This window comes from Pedobacter sp. AC190, assembly GCF_979258025.1.
The window spans coordinates 551,447-575,812 of sequence record NZ_OZ409824.1; the positions used below are offsets into that span (position 1 = coordinate 551,447).

The 24,366-nt window shown below is 35.0% G+C and carries 25 protein-coding genes; 15 read left to right on the top strand and 10 right to left on the bottom strand.

The genetic code is table 11. The features are described from left to right. Positions 1-9 precede the first annotated feature (9 nt). Both ACZZZI_RS02460 and ACZZZI_RS02465 read left to right on the top strand, forming a co-directional pair. Entirely contained in the window at positions 10-1,107 is a 1,098-nt protein-coding gene (locus ACZZZI_RS02460) for an efflux RND transporter periplasmic adaptor subunit (RefSeq protein WP_316759029.1), read from the top strand. Positions 1,108-1,130: 23 nt separating this feature from the next. Then, positions 1,131-2,069: a helix-turn-helix domain-containing protein gene (locus ACZZZI_RS02465; protein WP_316759031.1), complete on the top strand. Its 939-nt coding sequence runs from the start codon at positions 1,131-1,133 to the stop codon at positions 2,067-2,069. Here ACZZZI_RS02465 and ACZZZI_RS02470 read toward each other — a convergent pair. Continuing rightward, entirely contained in the window at positions 2,066-2,659 is a 594-nt protein-coding gene (locus ACZZZI_RS02470) for a 2OG-Fe(II) oxygenase (protein WP_316759033.1), read from the bottom strand. The genes ACZZZI_RS02465 and ACZZZI_RS02470 overlap by 4 nt on opposite strands. 113 nt (positions 2,660-2,772) lie before the next feature. Between ACZZZI_RS02470 and ACZZZI_RS02475 the strand changes: the two genes are divergently transcribed. The 3 genes from ACZZZI_RS02475 to ACZZZI_RS02485 all read left to right on the top strand — a co-directional run bounded on the left by ACZZZI_RS02475 (position 2,773) and on the right by ACZZZI_RS02485 (position 6,316). Continuing rightward, a complete protein-coding gene (locus ACZZZI_RS02475; protein WP_316759036.1) occupies positions 2,773-3,777 on the top strand; it encodes a phosphotransferase enzyme family protein in 1,005 nt (334 codons plus the stop codon). Positions 3,778-3,855: 78 nt separating this feature from the next. Beyond that, positions 3,856-4,707 (top strand): dienelactone hydrolase family protein, encoded by an 852-nt coding sequence (locus ACZZZI_RS02480; RefSeq protein ID WP_424058388.1) that lies wholly within the window; start codon positions 3,856-3,858, stop codon positions 4,705-4,707. Positions 4,708-4,726: 19 nt separating this feature from the next. Beyond that, complete coding sequence (locus ACZZZI_RS02485; RefSeq protein ID WP_463488494.1) at positions 4,727-6,316, top strand: hypothetical protein; 1,590 nt, start codon at positions 4,727-4,729, stop codon at positions 6,314-6,316. 120 nt (positions 6,317-6,436) lie between these two features. On the opposite strand, the gene ACZZZI_RS02490 is transcribed toward ACZZZI_RS02485, so the two are convergent. The 4 genes from ACZZZI_RS02490 to ACZZZI_RS02505 all read right to left on the bottom strand — a co-directional run bounded on the left by ACZZZI_RS02490 (position 6,437) and on the right by ACZZZI_RS02505 (position 8,918). Then, on the bottom strand, positions 6,437-7,450 hold the full coding sequence (locus ACZZZI_RS02490) for a WD40/YVTN/BNR-like repeat-containing protein (protein WP_463488495.1): 1,014 nt from the start codon (positions 7,448-7,450) through the stop codon (positions 6,437-6,439). Between the two features lie 10 nt (positions 7,451-7,460). After that, complete coding sequence (locus ACZZZI_RS02495; RefSeq protein ID WP_316759049.1) at positions 7,461-7,892, bottom strand: DUF2147 domain-containing protein; 432 nt, start codon at positions 7,890-7,892, stop codon at positions 7,461-7,463. A gap of 87 nt (positions 7,893-7,979) precedes the next feature. After that, positions 7,980-8,357, bottom strand: coding sequence for a DoxX family membrane protein (locus ACZZZI_RS02500; RefSeq protein ID WP_463488496.1), 378 nt, complete (start codon positions 8,355-8,357; stop codon positions 7,980-7,982). 66 nt (positions 8,358-8,423) lie between these two features. Further along, positions 8,424-8,918 (bottom strand): DinB family protein, encoded by a 495-nt coding sequence (locus tag ACZZZI_RS02505; protein ID WP_463488497.1) that lies wholly within the window; start codon positions 8,916-8,918, stop codon positions 8,424-8,426. A gap of 139 nt (positions 8,919-9,057) precedes the next feature. Between ACZZZI_RS02505 and ACZZZI_RS02510 the strand changes: the two genes are divergently transcribed. The 4 genes from ACZZZI_RS02510 (at position 9,058) to arr (ending at position 11,882) form a co-directional block, all read left to right on the top strand. Further along, complete coding sequence (locus tag ACZZZI_RS02510) at positions 9,058-10,020, top strand: GlxA family transcriptional regulator (RefSeq protein ID WP_463488498.1); 963 nt, start codon at positions 9,058-9,060, stop codon at positions 10,018-10,020. Positions 10,021-10,506: 486 nt separating this feature from the next. Next, a complete protein-coding gene (locus ACZZZI_RS02515) occupies positions 10,507-10,827 on the top strand; it encodes an ArsR/SmtB family transcription factor (protein WP_316759065.1) in 321 nt (106 codons plus the stop codon). Further along, positions 10,824-11,318 carry an SRPBCC family protein gene (locus ACZZZI_RS02520; protein ID WP_316759068.1) on the top strand — a complete coding sequence of 165 codons (495 nt, stop codon included), beginning with the start codon at positions 10,824-10,826 and terminating at the stop codon, positions 11,316-11,318. The genes ACZZZI_RS02515 and ACZZZI_RS02520 overlap by 4 nt, the downstream gene beginning before the upstream one ends. Before the next feature lie 135 nt (positions 11,319-11,453). Then, on the top strand, positions 11,454-11,882 hold the full coding sequence (gene arr / locus ACZZZI_RS02525) for an NAD(+)--rifampin ADP-ribosyltransferase (protein WP_316759071.1): 429 nt from the start codon (positions 11,454-11,456) through the stop codon (positions 11,880-11,882). Positions 11,883-11,975: 93 nt separating this feature from the next. Here arr and ACZZZI_RS02530 read toward each other — a convergent pair whose 3' ends face one another. Further along, complete coding sequence (locus ACZZZI_RS02530) at positions 11,976-14,483, bottom strand: S9 family peptidase (RefSeq protein WP_424058379.1); 2,508 nt, start codon at positions 14,481-14,483, stop codon at positions 11,976-11,978. Positions 14,484-14,659: 176 nt separating this feature from the next. On the opposite strand from ACZZZI_RS02530, the gene ACZZZI_RS02535 reads away from it, so the two are divergent. The 4 genes from ACZZZI_RS02535 to ACZZZI_RS02550 are packed head-to-tail and all read left to right on the top strand — an operon-like array spanning position 14,660 to position 19,050. Further along, complete coding sequence (locus ACZZZI_RS02535) at positions 14,660-15,535, top strand: polysaccharide deacetylase family protein (RefSeq protein ID WP_463488499.1); 876 nt, start codon at positions 14,660-14,662, stop codon at positions 15,533-15,535. 46 nt (positions 15,536-15,581) lie between these two features. Beyond that, a complete protein-coding gene (locus tag ACZZZI_RS02540) occupies positions 15,582-16,943 on the top strand; it encodes a M1 family aminopeptidase (RefSeq protein WP_463488500.1) in 1,362 nt (453 codons plus the stop codon). 11 nt (positions 16,944-16,954) lie between these two features. Then, positions 16,955-17,845, top strand: a complete 891-nt coding sequence (locus tag ACZZZI_RS02545; RefSeq protein ID WP_463488501.1) for a polysaccharide deacetylase family protein — start codon at positions 16,955-16,957, stop codon at positions 17,843-17,845. Positions 17,846-17,889: 44 nt separating this feature from the next. Continuing rightward, the gene (locus ACZZZI_RS02550; protein ID WP_463488502.1) at positions 17,890-19,050 is read left to right on the top strand and encodes an RsiV family protein; all 1,161 of its coding nucleotides are present in this window, start codon (positions 17,890-17,892) and stop codon (positions 19,048-19,050) included. Between the two features lie 36 nt (positions 19,051-19,086). Here the strand turns inward: ACZZZI_RS02550 and ACZZZI_RS02555 are convergent, their stop codons facing one another. The 4 genes from ACZZZI_RS02555 to ACZZZI_RS02570 form a co-directional block, all read right to left on the bottom strand. Continuing rightward, positions 19,087-19,539: a 3-oxoacyl-ACP synthase gene (locus tag ACZZZI_RS02555; protein ID WP_344764623.1), complete on the bottom strand. Its 453-nt coding sequence runs from the start codon at positions 19,537-19,539 to the stop codon at positions 19,087-19,089. A 47-nt stretch (positions 19,540-19,586) separates the two neighbouring features. Further along, the gene (locus tag ACZZZI_RS02560; protein ID WP_344764626.1) at positions 19,587-19,931 is read right to left on the bottom strand and encodes a DUF1801 domain-containing protein; all 345 of its coding nucleotides are present in this window, start codon (positions 19,929-19,931) and stop codon (positions 19,587-19,589) included. A gap of 95 nt (positions 19,932-20,026) precedes the next feature. After that, positions 20,027-20,599 carry a nitroreductase family protein gene (locus ACZZZI_RS02565; protein WP_463488503.1) on the bottom strand — a complete coding sequence of 191 codons (573 nt, stop codon included), beginning with the start codon at positions 20,597-20,599 and terminating at the stop codon, positions 20,027-20,029. Between the two features lie 260 nt (positions 20,600-20,859). After that, the gene (locus ACZZZI_RS02570; RefSeq protein WP_463488504.1) at positions 20,860-21,414 is read right to left on the bottom strand and encodes a hypothetical protein; all 555 of its coding nucleotides are present in this window, start codon (positions 21,412-21,414) and stop codon (positions 20,860-20,862) included. A 501-nt stretch (positions 21,415-21,915) separates the two neighbouring features. Here ACZZZI_RS02570 and ACZZZI_RS02575 point away from each other — a divergent pair. Then, positions 21,916-23,538: an ABC-F family ATP-binding cassette domain-containing protein gene (locus tag ACZZZI_RS02575; RefSeq protein WP_316759095.1), complete on the top strand. Its 1,623-nt coding sequence runs from the start codon at positions 21,916-21,918 to the stop codon at positions 23,536-23,538. A gap of 80 nt (positions 23,539-23,618) precedes the next feature. Continuing rightward, a complete protein-coding gene (locus ACZZZI_RS02580; RefSeq protein ID WP_463488505.1) occupies positions 23,619-24,275 on the top strand; it encodes a hypothetical protein in 657 nt (218 codons plus the stop codon). The last annotated feature ends 91 nt before the right edge of the window (positions 24,276-24,366 follow it).

Here is a 24,366-nt window from a genome sequence, read left to right on the forward strand (position 1 = left end):
ACATCATAAATGAAAACAAAAATATTTTCAACGGCTATTTTAGGTTCTGGTTTATTGTTATTTACTACAATTTACGGTTGTGGTAACGAAGAAAAAAAGGAAGAGAAAAAAGAAGTTCGGGCAGCAATTGCCACATTCGTTTTGAAGAAAGATAAATTATCTACTACCCTAACTTTACCTGGAGAGCTAATCGCACTGCAACAAGTTGATTTATATGCAAAAGTAAGCAGCTTTGTAAAAGCACTAAAGGTGGATATTGGCTCTGAAGTTACAAAAGGGCAATTATTGATGACTTTAGATGCTCCTGAAATGAATTCGCAGTTAGCAGCCGCTCAATCGAGATTGAAAGCACAGGAAGCAATTTACACCGCCAGTAAAGCAAATTACAATCGTTTATACGAAACCAGTAAAACCCCTGGAACCATATCTACAAATGATTTGGATCAGGCACTGGCTAAACGTAATTCTGATTTAGCACAATTTGAAGCAACAAAGGCTGCATACAAAGAGGTAGGTTCCATTCAAAATTATTTAGAAATAAGGGCTCCCTTTAGTGGTGTAATTTCTGCCAGAAATGTAAACTTAGGTGCTTATGTTGGTCCATCGGGAAAAGGTTCAGAATTGCCAATATTTACCCTTCAAGATCAAAAAAACTTACGTTTAGCGGTTTCCATTCCCGAAGTTTATACAGGTTACTTAAAACTGGGCGATGAAGTTAGCTTTACGGTAAAGTCACTACCAAACGAAACTTTTAAAGCAAAAGTTAAGCGCTTATCGGGCGCCTTAGATTTACGCTTACGATCTGAAAGAATTGAAATTGATGTGGCAAATGCTAATAAAGCATTATTACCAGGAATGGTCGCCGAAATTAACATTCCCCTGCCAGCAAATGCAAGCACTTTTGTTATCGCAAAAAAAGCTTTGTTAGATACTAGTGAAGGATTATACATTTTAAGAGCTGAGAACAATAAACTGGTAAAAGTTGCCGTAAAAAAAGGTAGAGAAACCGACGATAAAGTTGAAATTTTCGGTGATATTAAAGAAGGTGACAAATTAATTGCAGAACCTACAGAGGAAATGCATGAGGGAATGACCATTAACCCTTAACTTTACTTAAAGAATTTGTACAAATGTTAGCCAGAAATCAGGAAGTAAATCCGTTAACGAAAAATGAAACCCTCGAGGATTTCTACAATAATTTAACTATTCGTCTTCCCGAAATCCCGATGCCTAACTTAGGCTTAATAAACGACATTGGGCATTTCAACGTTTTCAATCGCTCAATCGTTTGTACAAATATGCCATCTGCCTTTAGCCGACGCGATTTTTATAAAATCTCGCTGATCATTGGAGATGGTATTCTGCATTATTCTGATAAGCAAATTCAAATTAATGGAAAAGCATTATTGTTTACAAACCCAAATGTACCATACTCCTGGGAAAGCACATCGCCGAAGCCAAATGGTTATTTCTGTTTATTTACAGAAAACTTTATCCACCACCGCAACGAAACTTTAAGAGAATCTTTGCTGTGGAAAATTAATGAGAACCCTGTTATCCATATTGATGACGAGCAGGAAGAAATACTGAAAGATATTTTCTCAAAGATGATTAAAGAAATGGATGGCGATTACATTCATAAATATGATTTGTTGAGGAATTATGTCCAGTTAATTGCTCACGAAGCTTTGAAAGTGCTTCCGAAGGGAAATATTTTTAAATTAAATAATGCTTCGGCCCGCTTAACGGCCCAGTTTATCGAACTTTTAGAACGTCAGTTTCCAATTGGTGCCACCGAACACGTTTTAGAATTAAAAACAGCTAATGATTTTGCATGCCGACTTTTGGTGCATGTTAATCATTTAAATCATGCAGTTAAGGAAGTTACTGGCAAAACTACATCAGAACACATTGCGAAACGAATAATTACAGAAGCGGTGGCTTTGTTGAAGCATACAGAGTGGAATATTTCCCAGATCGCTTATTGCCTGGGCTTTGAATATCCAGCCAATTTTAATATTTTCTTTAAACGCCAAATGGGCTCAACTCCAAAATCTTTCAGAAACTAATCTGCCTTTAGCCAGCCTGTAATACTCATTCTGGTTACATTTGTTAAAAGTACTTCGTGTGCTAACTCATCACTTTTAAAAAATACTATCTTGCCATTTTCTGGCGCAACGTTTTGCGGAACACCTTCTTGATAAATACAGAGTTCTCCCCCATCGCCAGGTTTCCATCCAATGTTTAAATACATAATCATCGAATATTTACGGCTACCGCTATTTTGAAACTGGTCGTAATGCTTTTTGTAAAAACTTCCTTTCTCATACATGGTATAATGAAATTCGTAACCTGTTATCCCAGTATAGCAAGTTTGGTTTAAATAAAGTACAAAGCGATCCATTAAATCAAAAAAATCATTCTCATACTGGTTGTCGTGCTTTCGATCTAACCAGTAAATTACATCGCTGCGCACCAGTTTATCATGATTTACAACGGAATTATTTCCTGTTCCAGCTGCTAAAAGCTGATTACCTTTGTACAAATCGAAAATATTATCTCGTAAATGGCCCGCTAGAGAAAGGCTCAGGAAATTTTCGGCTATGCCTATTTCATTATCAATAAAACTATCGATTAATGTATTAAAGATTTTTTCCAATATTTTGGTTTATCGATTCGATAATCTATCCAATCTTTTGGTAAGGTAGTCTTAATTAATGGTAGAAAAGCTTTATAAAATTTTACTTTTGATAACCAAAACTATTCCTTTTGATGAAGCAAGACATTTTCCCCGCTCAATACTCTACCCTATCTGCTACAGCTTTAAAAAAATATATTGCTCAAACTTATAATCTGGATGATTTTAACTGCAAACTGTTAATCAGAAATGTTAGCGACACTTATATTTTAGAACGTGGCGATGAAAAGTTTATATTCAAAATTTACCGTGATTCACATCGTAAATTAAGCGAAATTGAAGCTGAGGTAGAGTTGTTAAACATTTTAAAAGGTGAAGGAAATTCTGTTTCTTACCCGATAAACGACATTCATGGAAATCAAATTCAGCAGTTTCATGCAATAGAAGGGATAAGAAATGGTATTTTATTTTCTTATGCCGAAGGAAATGTAATTCTTGATTTAAATGACGATCAGCTTCAAAATATTGGCAGATCGATTGCGAAATTGCACAACACGACTGCATCATTAAAGCTAAAAAACCAAAGACAGGAGTTTAATTTTGAAACCACCTTATTTGAGCCTTTGAAAACGCTGAAGCCGCATTTTAAAGATATGCCAGAGGAGTTCGTTTATCTGGAAGAAGTTGCTGATAAAGTGGTTAAAAAATTCGAAATATTTGATATTAAAAACTTTAGTTATGGTTATTGCCACTATGATTTATTTCCTAAAAACTTTCATTTTGATTCAGCAGGAAAAATTACTTTTTTCGATTTCGATTTTGCTGGCGAAGGATATTTAATTAACGACTTAATGTCGTTCTTAAACCACTTCTTCTTTCATATTTTAAATAATCTCACCACCATTCAACAAGCAGAAAAAGACTTCCAAACCTGCTTAAAGGCTTATCAGGAAATCAGGGTATTAACGGCAGATGAAATAAAGGCAATTCCATACTTAGGCATTACTTTTCATATTTTCTTTCTAAAATTCTTTTATGATAATTACGATGATTGGTCGAATGTTTTTCTAACACCGCGATACACCAAACACAGGGTTGGCTTAATTAAGAAATGGGTTGAAATGTATTGTGAGTTTTAGTTACGCAACATTATCAAAGGCATTCTTTAATATTCAAAATCAGAATGTTAACTTAGCTAAATAACTAATTCACATCTCATGGATCAAAAAATCATCACGCTGTACGATAAGTACACACACAGTCAGCTAAGCAGAAAAGAATTTATGAAAAAGCTAGCCATCCTAACAGGAAGTACAGCTTTAGCGCTTACCGTTTTACCTTTGCTCGAAAACAATTACGTATCTGCTGCCGAATTTGAAAGTGATGAAATTACAGCAGAAGAAATTACTTATCCTGGTGTTGAAGGTGATATGAAAGCCATTTTGGCTAAACCAAAAGGCAAAAAGAATTTAGGTGCCGTATTGGTTATCCACGAAAACAGAGGCTTAAACCCACATATTATTGATGTAACCAAACGCATTGCAGCAGAAGGTTTTATTGCGCTTGGAGTTGATGCATTATCGCCTTTAGGTGGTACACCTGCCGATGAAGATAAAGGTCGCGAGTTAATTGGCAAGCTAGACGCTGAAAAAAATCTTCAAAACTATTTAAAGGGACTAGAATACCTTCGTAAAATTAAAGGTGGAAATGGTAAAGTTGCCTGTGTTGGCTTTTGCTGGGGCGGTGGTATGGCAAATAAACTGGCTGTAAACGACCCAAAATTACAAGCGGCCGTTGCTTATTATGGCGCTCAACCTGCAACTGCTGATGTACCTAAAATTAAAGCCAGCGTAATGATGCATTATGGCGGTTTAGATGAACGAATTAATGCAGGTATCCCAGCTTACGAAGCAGCCTTAAAAGCTAGTAACATCGATTATAAAATCTTTATTTACGATGGTGTAAATCATGCCTTTAATAATAACACATCGCCAACACGGTACAATGAAGCCGCAGCAAAACTGGCCTGGCAAAGAACAATCGATTTATTTAAAAGTAAATTAGCATAGACATTGATATAAACAGATCATGAGATACTATTTAAGTTGCATAATCCCCCTATTACTTATTTATGCTTGTTCTAAATCTCCAAGTAAATTGGATGAGGTTGAAATATATGTTCCAGACACTGCAAATCCTTTAACAACATCAAACATCCCTTTTAAAAATTATTTGGGAGTGAATGCCTTCGAATGGGATTTTGTATCGCCAAGTCAGCCGAGCATAATTACTAATCCTCAAATTTCATTAATTAAGTCATTTGGAGGAGTACGTCATTATCTCGATTGGAGTAAAATAGAGCAATCAGAAGGAAAATATACCTTTAACCCATCTCACTCAGGCGGCTGGTATTACGACATAATCTATCAAAGATGTAAAACCGAAGGGTTAGATCTTCTGGTTTGTTTAAAAACGATTCCAGACTGGCTGATGAACACCTACCCAGCTAACCAGCGGGACGCAGAAAATGTACCAGCTCCATACGGTCTGGATAAAAGCGATCCCACTTCTTATTTAAAACAAGCAAAAACTGGGTTTCAGTTTGCTGCTAGATACGGGTCAAATAAAACCTTAGATCCAAGCCTGGTAACAGTAAATACCTCAATAAGGTGGACTGGCGATGATGCAAATTCAGTAAAAATTGGTCTTGATTTGGTAAAATATATTGAATGTGATAATGAACGCGATAAATGGTGGAAGGGAAAACAAGCCGAACAAACCGCAGAAGAATATGCAGCGAATATGTCTGCATTTTACGATGGCCATAAAGGAAAATTAGGTAAAAATGTCGGGGTAAAAAATGCGGATCCGAAGATGATAGTTGTTATGGCTGGTCTATCAACCGCAAATCCCGAATATGTAGTTAAGATGATTGATTGGTGTAGGAAAAACAGAGGCTTAAAAGCAGACGGAACTGTAGATTTATGTTTCGATGTAATAAATTATCATTTATACGCCAATAATGCTTTCATCAACAATGGAAACGCAACTACAGGCGTGGCGCCAGAGCTTTCCAATATCGGAACTGTTGCAGATAGTTTTATTAAAATGGCAAAAACAAATGCGCCAGGTTTAGAGGTTTGGATGACCGAAACGGGTTATGATGTGGGGAATACGCCTCAAAAAGCGATAGCTATAGGCTCTAAAACCGCGTATGTTACACAGGCAGACTGGAATTTAAGAACTGCTTTTCTATATGCTCGACATGGCTTAAACAGATGCATGTTTTACATGCTAGATGATGCTGGCGGACTTAACAGTACAACCCAGTATAGCTCCTCAGGCTTCCATAACGACGATTTATCTAAACGACCATCAGCAGATTACATATCACAAACAAAAAACCTGCTTGGAAGCTATTATTATGCTGCTACTCTAAATAAAGACCCTATAGTTGATTTGTATAAACTTGATAAAAAAGAAATCTATGTACTCACTGTTCCCGACCAAAAAGATAGAACTGTAAATTATCAATTGGATTTAGGCACATCAACGCAAGCGATCATTCATACTTTACAGATTGGTAAGGATGAAATGTCGCACAAAACTGTAAATGTAGCGAACGGAAAATTAACAATTCAGGTTACTGAAACACCAATTTTTGTAGAGAAAATATAATTAAAACTAATAAAATTCAAGTTGTCATCCTGAGTTTATCGAAGGGTAATTTATAATAAATCCATTCGATAAACTCAGAAGTCAATAAAAATTTATGTGATTTCGAAACGGCCTCTTCTTCTAATAAAATAACCGATAAATAAAGCCCTTGTTTCCAGCAAAAACTACCAAATTACCTTTTTTAGATTTTTGAACAGAATTAAAACTGATATCAGAAATATGTTTCCAGTTTTTGCCTCCATCTGTAGATACATCGATTCCTGAAGTTCCTGTAGCAATTAGTGTGTTTTTGTCTAGATAGGTAACACCTGAGCGATAACCTAATACTGGAGATTCTGGTTTTGTCCAGGTTTTACCACCATCAGCTGTTAACAAAACATTATTGCTGTTCTCTTTATCCTTAACATAATTACCACCAACCACTACTCCGTTTTTAGCATCGTAAAAATCCATTCCAAACGGACCTGTGCTATTTTCGCCTTGCCAAATCGGACATTTAAAAACCTGCCAGTTTAAACCATAATCGCCAGAATAGTAAATATTAGAAACGGTACCACCGCTAGAAATCCAAACCTTACCACTTGGTAATGTTTTAACCGTTGTACCGCTTGCCGCAAACGCAGCTTCTCCCTTTGCTAATGGAAACTTTAAGTTATCCGAAATGTTTAACCAGCTTTTCCCAGCATCGATGGTTTTCAGTAACTGCATTTTATTCCCTATCGGATCTCCAAAAATGATCGCTTTATTTTTATCCCAAAAACCCAAACCATCTAAAAATATAGCTGTATCAACATTTTTGTAACTTTCTGTCCAGCTTTCGCCACCATCAACAGTTTTCAAAATATAGGCAGGCGATCCTGCATTTACCACAACAGCTTCCTTTTCATTAAAGGCTTCAATATCACGAAAATCTAGCTTTTCGTAGCCTTTTGGTTTTATCCATTGCCAGGTTGCACCTCCATCTAAAGTTTTTCCAACCGAACCATTACTTCCACTTACCCAAACAACTTTATCAGTTACCACACTTAAGCCCCTTAAACTGGTTTTCGTATTTTCTGTTAAAGCTTTTACTGAAAACGTTTGCGCATCGCAAAAAAAAGGTGCCATTAAAAGGCACCAGATTATTTTTTTCATTTTATTAGATTTACTTGACTCTTTTGAAAGCTTCTGAACGACCTAGTAGTGAAATTCCTATATAACCTCGAACATTCATAACATCATTCCCTTTTAAAGATATGTTACAGCTGTAAGTTTTTCCGCTTTTCGGATCGTAAATTGTTCCATCCGTCCATTTACCATCTTCAAAAACAAAATCTTTTAAAATTTCTAAGTTTAGTAAAGGTCTGCTTTGCAAGCTAGCGGTTGGATTTTTCGAATCCATTTTTGGTTTACCATTCAGATTTGGTTCTTTTAACCAAGCCAGCTTCCCATAATATTTGTCGCCCTTTTTATAAACTTCTATTTGCCCTTCGCCCGAAGCATTGAGCCATTTACCAACAATTGCGTCCTTATTTTGTGCAATCGCATTAAAACTAACGGCTACAAACAGCAGCATAAATAATTGAAACTTTCTCATAATTGATTTCTATTTAGTGTTTTTAAATATAACAAATTGACTTTTCTATGCAAACATAATAAATAGAAAAAATAGGAGTAGGTTTTATTACTTAGAAATGATAGGCAAATATTTTTTATGGTAGGCAAAAAGCAAAAATATATTGAATATAAGCATTACTGCCACCATTGGTAATTGTTGCGGCCCTAAAAATGCATGATAAAGAAATATGTTTAAGGTTACTGGAAATATAATAATGGCTCCCAGCGGAGCAGTTCGGCCAATTAAAAGTAAAATAGCAGATACGAGTTCGGTTACTTTAATTAAAGGCATTAAGTAAACCGACGCCATAACACCAGCCATAAATGTAGTTTGATCGGCGCTCAGTTTTGGAGCTTCGGGTGTATAATTTATAAAATAAACAACGGAAGCAAAAAGATACATTAAGCCCAAAAGCACCCGAACAATAATAATTGCAATTTTCATAATTCTTGGTTAGTTTTTAGTTGTGGTTAATATTATAATGATTTGTAACTATTTATTTTCTATGGATTACATATAATTCATTCCAGCATACCCCAACAATCTGCGCCACAATGCAATTTGACCTATACAATTTGCTTCTCTATATATAGTAAATGAAATCATTTCAAACAAAGTCATTTTCATGCCAGGCATTTCATAAGCTTCTTCTAACTTTTCATCTGTCGCGTTTGTTAATGCGGCTAATAACGGTGGCGATATTTTTTGCCAATCTTTTTTAAAATCCTCTAATTTCGGATAAGCCTGATCGTCGATAATTCCTTTATTGTCTTTAAATAATTCGCCTGTCGATGAAGGTAAATCGATACCAAAAGATTTCGCTAAATGGTAACGTCCAGAAATTACGCTGCCTGTAATCCATGCAATATGATTTGCTTTCGTATCCATCCTATTTTCCGCATCTTTTTCTTCAATTCCATCCAATGCCCTTATTAAAAAATCGGTGTGCATTTCATATAAAACAATTAATCCGTGCAGTTTACTGCTAACTGGCTTAGTTTCCATAACGTTATTTTTCTTTAATTTAATTAATTAATATTAAAATTATGCAGATTGCATTAAAATTCGCGTTGCCGTAAAAGTCAATTATAGGGGTTATTTAAGACAAAAAATTTTATATTTAGCTTGCCAAAAAGCTAACCATATGATTAAAACAGGCCTTCTTATACCCGAGCAATATAAATTATTAAGCGTAGCCGCCATTTTAGAGGTTCTCGAAGCAGCAAACAAGTTTCAAATTGCAGAAAAATTTGAAGAGGCTTTCGACATCACCTTATTAACTATAAATAATACTGTTGATGGTTTCTTTAACACTTATAAAGCTGATACCATCAATAAGGAAGAAAAGTTTCAGCTTATTTTAATTCCTTCATTTACTACCGATGATATTAAAAGCACCATTTCGCTAAATCGGGCTTACATCCCATGGTTAATTAAACAATTTCGTGAAGATGCAGAAATTGCAACATTTTGTACTGGAGCATTTTTACTCGGCGCAACTGGTTTGTTAGATGGAAAAGCTGCAACTACACATGTTGATGCTTGCACTGCGTTTTCAGCTGCCTTCCCTGCTGTTCAGCTAAAAGCAGATAAAACGGTTACACACGATGGTAAGCTTTTTACCAGTGGAGGCGCTACTTCTACCTTTCATTTGTTGCTATATTTATTGCAAATTCATTGCGGAAAAGATTTAGCGATTAAAACAGCTAAAATTTTTGCAATTGATATGGATAGGCAAAATCAATCGTACTTTAGTTCATTTCAACCCACTAGGCACCATAACGATGAAATAGTTGCATCAGCTCAAGAGAAAATTGAAAGTAATTATCACGATGTTTCTACTATAGAAGAAATGATAAAGGATATTCCATCTAGCAGAAGAAATATTGTTAGACGTTTTAAACAAGTTACAGGAATTACACCAATTGAATACTTGCAGCAAACCCGAATAGAGGCAGCAAAAAAATTGCTAGAACAAACTGCACAGCAGATGACTGAAGTAATCTATAACTCTGGATATAACGATCCAAAAGCATTTAGAAAAATATTCAGGAAAACAGTAGGTATGACACCCTCTCAATACAGAGATAAATTTCAGGCTAGATAACCTCAGAAACACAACATTAAGATCAAAATATTGTAATCATTCTAATACAATTAAAAATAATTCTAAATAACAAAATAATTGTTGTTAACTTAACGTTATAGTAATATAGCCGAATTGTATTATGAGCACACTACTGTTAATCATTGGTTCCTTCTATTTAATTTCTCTCTGTTCGATGATCTACTGCTATTATTCAGCAGAACAAATACCTTATGATTACGAATAACATAAAAGATTCAAATAAATAAACAACTTGAGTTAAGCGAAATTTCTCAAGTTGTTTATTTAAAACTAGAAATTATATTTTTAATTTTCTAAGCCTTAGATCTTAGCTTAAATAGCTAAAATTCTATTTCTATGACTAGTTATTAGTCTAACCCTACCCTAACGTTTTTCTTTTCTTAAAAATATTTCGTTAAAAACTTGCGAAACCGAATAGTTGCATATATATTTGCAACCAATTAGTTTCCTATATACAGAACCGAAATGAGAAGAGATGTATTCCAAGCCATAGCCGATCCAACCCGAAGGGCAATTATTACGCTGATTGCCTTGCAGGCTATGACGCCCAATACGGTTGCTGAGCATTTCGACATTACCAGACAGGCTGTTTCTAAACACCTCCGAATTTTAACAGAATCAAATTTGGTAAAACAGGAATACAAAGGAAGAGAGATTTATTACTCGCTTGAAATTGAAAAAATGAAGGAAATTGATCAATGGTTAAATCAATTTAGGGCAATTTGGGAAACCCGATTTAATCAGCTTGACCATGTATTATCAACCATTAAAAAACAGAAAATATGAAAAATGATTTGCTATTTGATTTTACCGTTGACAAAGCGACCAAAACGGTATCAATAACCCGAGAGTTTGATGCTGATCTTTCTTTGGTATGGGATGCTTATACCAAGCAGGAAATTTTAGATCAATGGTGGGCACCTAAACCCTGGGAATCAAGAACCAAAGTTATGAATTTTGAAGTAGGCGGCCATAGATTTTACGCTATGGTAGGTCCCGAAGGACAAGAACATTGGTCTGTTCAGAAATATAATTCGATTACACCGAAAACCAACTTTAAAATGCTAAATGCTTTTGCAGACGAGCATGAAAACCTGCAATTACCTGGTTCTGAATGGGATTTAAATTTTAGTGAAGAAAACGGAAAGACAAAGGTTAATATTTCGATTTACAACGAATCGTTGGAACGTTTGGAGCAAATGATCGAAATGGGCTTCAAAGAAGGCTTTACTATGACGCTGAATAGCCTTGATGAGTTATTGGAAACTTTGAAGTAAGAATACATTCTTGCTGGCAGTTATCTAACTTTGCAATAATTAACAAAAGCCGAATTGTAAATCATTCGGCTTTTGTAGTAATTTGTAGAAACCTAAAAACGTTATAACCCATTCTTAATAATTTAAAAAACCGAAATGGATTCTAATCAAAATTCCCCAAGCCCTTTTAGTCAAACTTATTTCCATGGAACAAAAGCCGATTTAAAACTAGGTGAACTTATTGTTGTTGGTTACAACTCGAACTTTGGAAAAAGAATAAACGCTAAATATATCTTCTTATCAGCAACTTTAGATGCCGCAATTTGGGGTGCCGAACTCTCTTTAGGTAATGGGCCAGGAAGAATTTATTTAGTAGAGCCTACTGGTCCAATTGAAGACGATCCTGATTTAACCGACAAAAAATTCCCAGGTAATCCGACAAAGTCTTACCGTTCGCAGCATCCTTTTAAAGTGGTTGGCGAAATTACTTTATGGCAAGGCCATCCTTTAGAACAAGTTGAAACGATGAAAGGGCATCTACAAAAACTAAAAGAACAAGGAATTGATTCGTTGAACGATTTATAAAAGATATTAAGTTCGAAATAAAACGACTTTAAAATTGCTATAACAAAAATGGCCTGCTAAAAAGCAGGCCATTTTAAATTAAAAGAGGAAATTTTACTTCCCGTTTTGTTCTACGTCTCTATCCATTTCTATTAAATCTACATTTTCTGGACTTGAGAAATCGCCGATTAAATATTTATTAAAGTGATCGGCCAGTTTCCAAAATGCATATTCAGTCATATCACCAAAACCATGTCGCTGGCCAGGAATTAATAAGAAATCGAAACGTTTTCCTGCTTTCATTAGAGCATTTGCCACACGAATCGAATTTGCCGGGTGAACGTTATTATCAACATCTCCATGCATTAACAATAAATGACCTTTTAAATTCTTAGCCAGATCTGGATTTTTATCAATACTGTATTTAAATGAGGTATCGCCTTTTAAAGACACAATTTCTTTTACACCATGGTGCTTCTCACTCCACCAGCGGTTGTAAATACTATTATCGTGATTACCTGCATTGGAAACCGCCGCTTTAAAAAACTCTGGGTAAACCAACATCGCTGCAGTAGACATAAAACCTCCACCCGAATGGCCAGTTATACCAACTTTTGTATCATCGATATAAGCATATTTCGAAGCCAATTGCTCAATAGCCGCTTTTTTATCAGCCAAGCCATAATCGCGGAGGTTACCATAACCGTAAGTGTGGTACCATTTAGAACGTGAAGGATTACCACCACGGTTACCTACTGTAATTACAATGTAGCCAAACTGCGCTAAACGCTCAGTGCGATCCATACTTTTACTAAAAGCTTTATTTACGGCTTCAGTTTGCGGTCCAGGATAAACGTACTCTATAATCGGGTATTTTTTATTTGGGTCGAAATCAAACGGCTTATACATTACACCATATAAATCGGTAACTCCATCATCAGCTTTAACTTTAAAGGGTTCAGGGAACTTGTATCCAGCCGAGATTAGTAACGATAAATCAGTTGTTTCTAAATCCATTACCTTTTTACCGTTTCTATCGTAAACGCTCGATTTTGGTGCCGTATTTACCCTCGAATAGTTATCTACGAAAAAGGTATTATTATCGTTCATGCTCGATTGGTGATCAAAATCGCCTGCATTAAGCAATTTCATATTCGAACCATCGAAATTAATGCTGTAAAGGTGTAAATAATATGGATCTTCTTTCCCTTCTCTCCCATTTGCGGTGAAATAAAGTACGCGGTTTTTCTCATCAATATTTACAATGCTTTCGCAATGAAAAGAACCTTTTGTAATTTGATTCTTTAGTTTCCCGTCTCCATCAAAAAGATAAAAATGTGCCCAACCATCGCGTTCGCTCCAGTGAATAAGTTCTTTACCATCGTTAACCAATCCTGGACGATTAACTTCTACATATGAATTAAATCTTTCATCAATTAATGCTGAAACTTTTCCTGTAGTAATGTCAATGGTACCAACATCAATACGTTTTAAATCGCGGCTTGTACGAGAAAAATAAAACCTGCTATCATTACCTAACCAAACCGACGGACGGAATTCGTTATCGCGGTCTTTTGCCAAAACAGGTTTGCTCCAGACCGAAACACTCTGATCTTTAAAAGCAGAAACATTTAGTTTTTTATAAGATTTTGCTGCAAAATCAAAAAGTAATACTTCATCCTGTGGTGCCTCAGCTTCGCCTGGCATTTGATATTTATAAGTTTCTAAAGTCGGGCGACCAGGTGTTACGCTGTTAATTACCCATAAATCTTTTACCTTACGGGAATCGGTTCTATCTAAAACAAAATATTTCGCATTCGGCGACCACAGTACATAGGCACCGCGGCGTTTTTTGTTGTTTTTCTCGTTCTCTACATTGTTTTCGCCATCGCCGTCACTTCCGTAAGAATAAAACTTAACGCCATCTTTTGTTAGCTGATGCTCTACAATAGTGCTGTCTTCTTCATTTTTAACCGCTTTTTTGTAGTTTTCTTTATCCATCCAATACAAATTATAATTGCGGGAGAAGATAATAGCCGACGAATCTGGCGCTACAGAACCCCAGGATGGTTTCGGTTTTGGCTTGCTAAAATTAGCTACCTCAGTAAGTTTGGTTGTGGCTAAATCATATTTAAACGAATAGATTTTTTTCTGCATCGAATCTGCAGCTTTTTTATCCTTTCTGTCTTTTTTTAATTCATCAACAGTGCTTTTAATTTCGAAAGTGATACTTTTTTCATCAGAAGCAAATTTCAGATTCTCTAAAGGTAAATGCTCTGCATCAAAAGGATCGCGAACAATTAGCGTAATATCTGCCGCAACTTTCGCATTATCGAACATTATTTTTTTGCTTTTCGTAGCTGGATCAACCAAATACCAAAATTTACCTTTCGGGCTTTCGAATGTATACCAGAAACGATTGCTTAGTTTAAGCCAATGTGGATCTACTGATGTAGAATACACCATCTTTTTTAATTTATTTGGCGAAAACCTTGATGCCAGCTGGTAATTAGCTTTAGGGCCAGCCTGTATATTTTCGGTTATAGTGAAGGTTTTAGTTTGGGCAACAGCCGTAAATGATAAAAGCTGAACTCCTAATAACAGTTTGTAAATTTTATTCATTAAGGATTTATTTTGAGAAGCCAAAACTATCTAATTATTGCAATTACAATGCATTATACATGTAATAAATGCGTTAGTTAGCTTAAAAAGCAACAAACTCAAATACTTATCAACACCCTTTTATTTGAAGCTTAAATAATTAGAGTATTTTTTAGTTTTGTACAAAATACTTAACTATGAAATTCAATTTTTTAACGATAATATCGGCTACTGTTATTTTGTTCAGCGGTTGCCAATCTAATTCTCAGGCCGAAGACAAAAAAAGTGCAGATTCTACTGAACAAGTTACAAAAGGCAACCAAACTACAACTCCTGTTGACGTTTCTAAAATTAAAGTTGCAGATGCAAAAACTATATTGGATCGTAAACAAGTGCCTATTTTGTGCTATCATCAGGTTAGAAACTGGAAATCAACTGATGGAAAAGTGGGTAAAGATTATATCGTAGAAATTCAAAACTTTAAAGATCAAATGAAAATGTTAGCCGATAGCGGTTACCATACCATTTTACCAGATCAATTATATGCTTACTTAAATACTGGGGCAGCTTTGCCAAGCAAACCAATTATGCTAACTTTTGATGATACGGATCTCGATCAATTTACGATAGTAAATCCAACCTTAAAAAAACTTGGTTACAAAGCGGTTTATTTCATCATGACGGTTTCGATTGGCAAAAAAGGAAAGTTTGTTGATTATATGAGCAGTGATCAGATTAAACAGTTATCTGATGAAGGAAATATAATCGGCTCTCATACTTACGATCATAAAAATTTCAAAAAATATGCAGGTAAGGATTGGGAAGAGCAATTAGATAAACCTACCAAAAGATTAGAAGAGATAACGGGTAAAAAAATGACAGAATTTGCTTATCCATTCGGCTTATGGAATGCAGAAGGTATTCCTGAATTAAAAAAACGTGGTTTCAGAATGGCTTACCAACTTTCAACCAAACGCGATGAAAAAGACCCGTTATTTACCATTCGCAGAATTATAGCCAGTGGTTACTGGTCGCCAAAAACATTAAGCAACAGCATTAAAAATAGTTTTTAACCTTTAAACCCTGGCAAATGCTGGGGTTTCTTTTTTAAGCCCAATTATGAAAAAACTTCTCTCACTTTTGATTACTTTCTGCTGTATAGCTACGCTAAAAGCACAAGTACCCCACCTTAGCGGTCAGGTAGAAATCTCGATGTCTACTGGCCAGATTAGCTGTAACTTTACAATTTCTAACATACCCGATTTAGGTAAAGAATATCAGATTTTACTAAATAAGGGCTTTAACATCAAATACATAAAAGATTCTGCTAATAAAACTTTAAGCTACTCTGGTTATTACAATGGCAAAATGCGTGGCGAAGGTTTGACTTACATACCAGTAGCTGGAAATGATGTATTAACAAATCCTAAAACCTTGCATATTAATTATGTAGGTTCTTTCCCGATTTACACGGATACCCTAAATTTTACTGATTTTAAGGGTTTAATCGCTTTTAACGGTAAAACGATGCGGGCAACCGACCAGTCGAAATGGTATCCAATTATTTATGATGTAAAAAACGACAGGCAAATTGAGCAATTGACTTTCGATATTGAAGTAATTAGTAAGGATGCTAAAACGATATTTGTTAACGGAGATTTACCAAAGGCAGCACCAAAAGCAAGGTTTACATCAAAAGTACCATTATCGCCAATGTTATTTGTGGGTAACTATGATGTTCAAAATACGAAAAATGCTATGTTTCTAAATACAGCAATGAATGCCAAACAACTTAAAGTATTTGAAGAAAACATTGCAGAAATTAAGTCTTATTATTCAAAAAATTTGAATATACCATACGAAACAAAAAATGTATTTATAGAGCATGAACCTATAGAAAAATTTAATAAAGGCCGAAGTTGGGGTTTTGTATCCTTCCCTGTTATAGCATTTGCTGGAATTAAGCTTGGCGATATGGTTAGCGAAGAAAAATCATCTTTAAAAGATTCGTCAGATTACCCTTTTATTGCACACGAAATTGGCCATTATTACTTTGGGGATGTTTTGCAACCAAACTCTACATTATTTTGGTTTTTCTTAGAATCGACAGCAGAATATTTATCAGTAAAAGCTGCAGAGGCAAAATTTGGAAAGGAATTTACGGCTAAATATTTTAGAGAACGTGGAAAAGAACTCAAGAACTTTAAAGCAGTACCACTAAATAAAATTACTGAAATGAACCAGATTTCTGGAACTTACAGATATTATTATGGTCCATTTTTGTTAAGAGGATTAGAGCAAATCATTGGCGAAAAAAGAATGTTTAAATACTTAACTACGATTTTAAAAGCCGATAAATCATTCACCAATTATGATTTTCTGAAGCAGAATGCAATAAAATCTGGCATTTCTGAAGCGGAATGGTCAACTTTTGAAAAAGAATTTATTCTTTCTGAAAACGCAGTATCTTTGATTAAATAATATCAAATAAATTGAATACAAATCTAAAATCAATCACTTATTCCCTTTTATCTTTTATTTTTTCGGGATTAATTCTTACTTCATGCTCAAATAATCAGGCTAAAGAAAAATCAATTGAACAAGCCAGTGCTTTAGAAAAAAGTGAAGCAGACACCACCAAGCAAAAACCAGCTGATGCTAAAACTATTTTAGCCCGTAGGGAGGTTCCTGTTTTATGTTATCATCAAATAAGAAATAATATTTCCAGTGATAGCAAAAGAGCGCACGATGACATAATTGCGCCAGATAAGTTTAGAGAACATATAAAAATGCTTGCCGATAGTGGTTATCATACCATTCTACCCGATCAGCTATATAATTATTTGGTTTATGGCGCAAAATTACCTGAAAAACCAATCATGATCACATTCGATGATACGGACATGGATCAGTTTACGGTTGGGAATGCCACTTTAAAAAAATATGGATATAAAGGCGTTTATTTCATCATGACAGTATCTATCGGGAGAAAGGGTCGGATTAACTATATGACGAAAGAGCAAATTAAACAATTATCTGATGAAGGCAATACTATTGCAAGTCATACTTATGACCACAAAAACTTCGCTCAGTTTAATGAGGAAGATTGGAAAACCCAGATAGATGAACCAACTAAAAAACTGGAAGAAATAACAGGAAAAAAAGTAGAATATTTTGCTTATCCATACGGTGTTTACAAGGCTGCCAATCTCCATAAATTAAAAGAGCATGGCTTTAAAGCAGCATTTATCTTATCCACGGCAAGTGATGAAAATTTCCCTCTGCTTACCATTAGAAGAATAATCGATCCAGGCAGATACACTGCAAAAAACCTTTATTTCAGCATTAATAAAAGTTTTAATAAAACAAAAGCCAAATCGTAAGTGTAGATTAATTAAGAAAACATAATCAGCATTGCCCACATACTATGAAAAACTTAATTTATTCTAGCTTTTTAGCCTTAATTATATTTACAGCCTGCAACAACCCGAAAACGGATAAAAATGCAGAAACCGCTGAATCAACAAAAAATGAGAGTACCGTTTTAACAAGCACATTCTATAAAAGACTGGAAGGCACAATTGCTGGTAAACCTGTGGTTATGCATTTGCAAAATGCCGATGATGATTACAGCGGCGTTTACTATTATGATGCATCTTGGTTAAATTTATCGACCGATACATTAATTGGAAAGGATAGCATTGTTCTTTTCGAAAATAGTTTTTATGATTATTATTTTGATAAAGATGCCAAGCAATCAAAAATTGCTTTAAAATGGAACGGCAATGGTTTCGACGGAAATTGGTTTAACGAGACCAAAAAGTTTGCTGTAGCATTACAGGAAAAATATCCTGAAGGCAGTTATGAGTTTACTGCTGGAATGTATCAGGATTCGGTAAAAGCCATTGCAGGCGATGCCAAATCTCCAGTGGCTGAAATCAGTTTTGAGTACCTTAAGCCAAAACAAAATGACGATTCGGGTAAATGGCTTGATAATCAATTAAAACGAATCTCGGGTATTAAATTAGGTGCTGAAGATCGGGAAACTGGCTTTAAAAAAATTGCCCAGGCTTATTTCTCTGATTACGAACAACAAATTAAGGAGCAGAAAAAAACTGGCCCCGATAGAGGATTTATGCAATGGATGAATTACACCAACAATAGTCAGCAATCTATCGATTATAACGATAATGGCTATGTGGTTATCGATTTTCTTGCTGATGCTTACACAGGTGGTGCGCACGGAAATTACAGCAGTACAATGTACTGCCTCGATGTAAAGAACAAAAAACAGCTTGTTTTAAGCGATATTGTTAAAATAGATAGCAATACTTTGCAGAAAATTTTGGAAAAAGGTTTAAGAAAAAATTATAACATAAAGTCTAACGAGCAATTAAGCACCGTGTTATTTGATAACTTTTTAAAACCAAATAACAATTTTTACTTCAACTCAAATGGAATAGCTTTTATGTACAATCCTTATGAGGTTGCCAGTTATGCGCAAGGACAAATCGTAGTTTTTATTCCCTTTGCTGATATTAAAAGCTATTTAACGCCAGATTTTGTTCAACGAATGAAACTCAAATAGCTTAATTTTTTATCCGCACAGGCCAACATAACGATCTTAAAGAATCTCTTTTATTAAATACGTTTTGCCATTAAAACTTAATTCATCAGCAAGTTTTTTTCCAATAAAAAGCTTGCCAATCGGTGCAGCCTGAGATACTGCAAAAAACTTTTGCCCATCAAGATTTAATTCTCCAGCACTAATGCTGATGTAGAAATTTCCTTCAGTAGTTAAAACTAAGCTTCCGTTCTTAACTTCTTTTGCAACATCAACGTTTTCCAGTTGTTGCAGGGCGATTCTTTGTTGCCCCGCCTCGTACAAAAGTTTACTATTTCTGTCCATTTCCTGCTGCATCATCTCTCTAGTAGTTTCGTACTTGTCGCCTGCACTGCTTTTAGTATCATCATTCGATGCCTGCCGAGCCTGTTGCATAGAATATTCGATATTTTCTATTCTATTTTGAATAAAAGTTAAGCAAAGCTGATAGAGTTGAGTTTTTAAGGCAGACATAATTTGTAATAGATAATGTAAAACGGGCGATTTAAGATGTTAATGGATTAACTGCGAAGTGCAAAAGCTTTTTCCAGAATAGATTTTATCTTTTCCGCTGGAATATCTTCGAAATGATTGATTAGTAAAATTTTCATTCGGGCCCTTTTCTCTTGCAACAAATCTTCGTGGTCAATTTTATTTCCATCTACCAAACCAATGTAAGGCTGATGGATTTTTTTATGAATCCAAAGATAACAGAACATTTTTCCTTTATGGTAATAAAACGGCATTCCATATTTCCAATGTTCAGTTACGTTATCATAACCAGTTAAAAGCAACCTTAAATATTGAAGGCAGCTCTTAATTGGTTCATCTTTCTGTTCGAAGTAATGATCTAATGGATTAAGCATATTTTAAGGATTGATGGTTTGTTTTATTGCTAAATTGTTTGTGCATTTTCCCAGCCAGCGAACTGATGAACCAATGAACTAATAAACCCACAAACCTACTCCTCAATCCAACTCACTTTTTCTTCAATCGATGTACGGTTTGGAGCCCATGGTTTTTCGTTATGGTAGCCCATATAAAATAAGCCAATACATTTTTCATTCTCTTTCAAGCCTAAGAAACTGCCTAAATCGTGTATTAATGGTGGCGAACTCCAATAAGCACCAACTTTTAAACTTTCGGCAGTTAAAGCCATATTCTGAACTGCACAAGATACCGCAGCCAGTTCTTCCCATTCGGGAATTTTTCCGCTAACCGCCATATTAATAGCAATAATACAATTAGCCTGACTGGTTTTCTCTGCAAAGCTATCGTACTTTTTTTGAAGAAAATTTTGAGGAGACACCAATTCCTTATAAAGTTTTCCAAGCTCCGCCCCCAATTTTGCCAAACCTGCTTTTCTAATTACAGTAAAACGCCAGGGTTGGGTTAACTTATGTGTTGGTGCAAAATTGGCCGTTTCTAAAATTTGATTAATAACTTCAACTGGAATTTCTTTTTTTATATAACTGGCAGGAAAAATACTGCGGCGTTCTTTTATAACTTGTGATATGATTTCGTAATTACTCATCTGGTAAAAATAGTTAAAAGCAAAAAGATTAAAGCTGAAAGCCAAAAGCAAAATTGTTAAAAACTAAAATATTTGACTTTTTAATGTCTTGATAGGCTGTAAACAGCAAAAAGATAAAAGCTGAAAGCAAAAAGATAAAAGCCAAAAGATAAAAGCTGAAAGCAAAAAGATTAAGGCTGAAAGCCAATAGCAAAATTGTTAAAACTAAAACATTTGCCGCTTTAATCTCTTGATACTCGATACTTACAATTTGATACTTACTACTTGATACTTTTCAGCTGCTTCCTAATTTGTTTAACCTTTGCAAAAAACGCAATGCTTTCCTTGTCAACTAAAAATTCCATAGTATCAATTAGTTCTTCTTTAATCCACTGGTGTTTTGAAATTACATTAGCCAGAATATTTAAACAGTGTGATTTTACCGCAACAGGAATATTTTCATCAATTAACCAAGCAAAAACTGCTTCAACAAAACCATTAGTATCGTAATCTTGCAAAATATCTTTTACTTCTCTTGAAGCTTTTTTATTTGTCATAAAAGCCAGAATTTTAACAAAATGGCGTAAAGCAGAATGATTATTTTGTTGAGGAAGTTTATCTAAAAAATAATCAGCAAACGGCAGGAAGTTAACTTGATGATTGGAATAAACCCGTTCTAAAATCCATGCAGCTCTAAATCCAATTTGCTCATCATGATGAAAACTCAAATCAATTAAATCCTTTGCAGAAAAAGTTTGATCTGATACATTAGATGCCAATTTTTCAACTTCTATTTTGCCAATAGGTTTTTGTATGATATCTATTAAAAATTGCATGAACCATAAAAATAAAAAAATCAATTGAAATAACTGCCTGCTGAAGCAGACCGCAATGAAATAGCTAAAGGCATAAGCAGCATCAACAAGTCGTCATTTCGAACGAAGCCGAGAAATCTTTGAATAAGGAATACTAATTTGAAAAATCTCTCCATCCGCCGCGTTACAGTCGAGAAGACTGAAGAACGGAATGGAGTTAGCAAAAAAGAAAACAAGCGTATTAAAAGGTACAATCTTTTGTTAAATAAACCTGATTGAACTGAAATACTTTTATAAATAGTAGCAACCTTCAATAGGCTGTCATGCTGAGGCACGAAGCATCTCTAACCTATAAAACAGGTGCTTCGTACCTCGGCATGACAGACGTTATTTATAAAAGATTGAAGTGAAAGCGGGACTACAGAATCTATGAAATGCTGCGCAATCGTTTTCAAATTATAATTCTTCAACCTTTTTACCCTCAACCTTTTTCCGTATCTTTGCGGCTTATTTATTTACAGTATGATTTCAGTTTCTAATTTATCTTTACGATACGGCAAACGCACATTATTTGAAGACGTTAACATCAAGTTTAACCAAGGCAACTGCTATGGTGTAATTGGCGCTAACGGGGCAGGTAAATCTACTTTCCTGAAAATTTTATCGGGCGAAGTAAGTCAGACATCGGGTAGCGTAGCTTTTACTCCAGGAGAAAGAATGGCGGTTTTAAAACAAAACCACTACGAATTTGATGAGTTTTCGGTATTAGAAACCGTAATGATTGGCCATAAAGAGCTTTATGCCATCATGAAAGAGAAAGATGCCATTTATATGAAGGAAGATTTTACCGAAAAAGATGGAGAACGTGCTGGAGAATTGGAAAATATTTTCGCTGAAATGGATGGCTGGAACATGGAGAGCAATGCTGCAACCATGTTGAGCAACTTAGGCATAACAGAAGATAACCATACTAAATTATTAAAAGAGCTAGATAATACGCAAAAAGTACGTGTGTTACTGGCGCAAGCGTTATTTGGTAATCCTGATATTTTGTTACTGGATGAGCCAACCAACGATTTGGACATCGAAACGATTGCATGGTTAGAAAATTTCCTGGCGGATTACCAAAACATTGTATTGGTGGTTTCTCACGATAGGCACTTTTTAGATGCCGTTTGTACACATATTGTGGATATCGATTTCGCAAAAATGAGTACTTATACAGGTAACTATACTTTCTGGTATGAGTCTAGTCAGCTGGCGTTAAAACAACGTAGCGACCAGAACAAGAAAATGGAAGACAAAGTGAAGGAGTTACAGGAGTTTATCCGCAGGTTTAGTGCAAATGCATCGAAATCAAAGCAGGCAACTTCGCGTAAAAAGGCTTTAGATAAAATTGATATTACCGAGATAAAGGCATCGAGCCGTAAATATCCTGCAATTATATTCAATAATACAGGTCGCGAAGCAGGCGATCAAATTTTACAGGTTGATGCTTTGGGAAAATCTGGCAATGATGGCGTTTTATTCGACAAAGTTACTTTCATGGTAAATAAAGGCGATAAAATTGCAATCTTATCTCAAAACAGTTTGGCTACTGCAGCATTTTACGATGTTTTAACAGGTAGAACACCTGCTGATAAAGGCGAATTTAAATGGGGCGTTACCATCAGCACAGCTGATATACCGAATGATAACTCTGAATATTTTGCTGGAAAAGATGAAAACCTGGTTGATTGGTTACGCGAATATTCGGGAACGGATGCTGATGAGCAATTTGTACGCAGCTTTTTAGGCCGTATGTTATTTTCTGGTGAAGAAGTTTTGAAGAATGTAAAAGTGCTTTCAGGTGGGGAGAAAATGCGTTGTATGTTCTCGAGAATGATGTTACAACAAGCAAACTTATTAATGTTTGATGAGCCAACCAATCACCTGGATTTGGAATCTATCGAAGCGTTAAACAACGGGATGAAAGATTTTAAAGGTACCGTTTTGTTTACTTCACGAGATCACCAGTTAACAGAAACCGTTGCAAATCGCATTATCGAAATTACACCAAAAGGTACAATTGATAAGTTAATGACTTATGATGAGTACATCAACAGTCCCGATGTTGCAAAACTTCGCGAGGAAATGTATTCGTAAAAGATTTAAATAAAAATTTAATTGAAAAGAGTTTTGATATGATATCAAAACTCTTTTTCTTTATAAGACTAATCCATTTTATGAAAACGCTCGCCTCACTCCTTTTATCTTTAATTTGCTTTTCGGTTTTTGCTCAAAAGAGCGATTCTACACGTATTCGAAAAACCGCAATTGGCTATAATTTAATAGAAGAAAGCACCGAATTAAAATCAAAGCCGCATGTAAAAAACGGTTCGGCCGACGTTTTTCTTCACAAGAAGCTTGTTGCTACTGGCTTATACAAAGACAATGAAAGAGTTGGTAGATGGCGTTTTTTTAATAGAGACAGCATTTCGCAAGTTTATGATTACAAATCAAAAAAAATAGAATATAATGTTCCTGATACCACATTGGCTTATAATATAGACTCATTAAATCAAGGCGACAAAGTAACATATCCAATAAAAATTGGTATTATGAATAATTTGTATTGGTACCTGGCTTCAACTGCAAAAGTACCTGATGAGCTAAAGCAGATAAAAGATGAATATCAGGTAACCTTTGTAATAAGTATCAGTAAATTTGGAAAAATAACCAAACAGGAGGTAAACTATAAATCAAATAACATTAGCAAAAGTTATGAATTGGTTGACCAGACTCATGGATATAAGGATTTCGAATTTTCTCCTGCAATAGCAAATGGAAATGCTGTAGACAGTCAAATGATTTTAAAAGTTAGAGTAAGAATCGGCCATTAAGTATCCTTAACAAGCGAATCGAATAATTTATTAAAAAAAATAACTCTACTGTAGCGTTTCTCTAACGCCTCTCGTTTTATCAGAAAAAGTG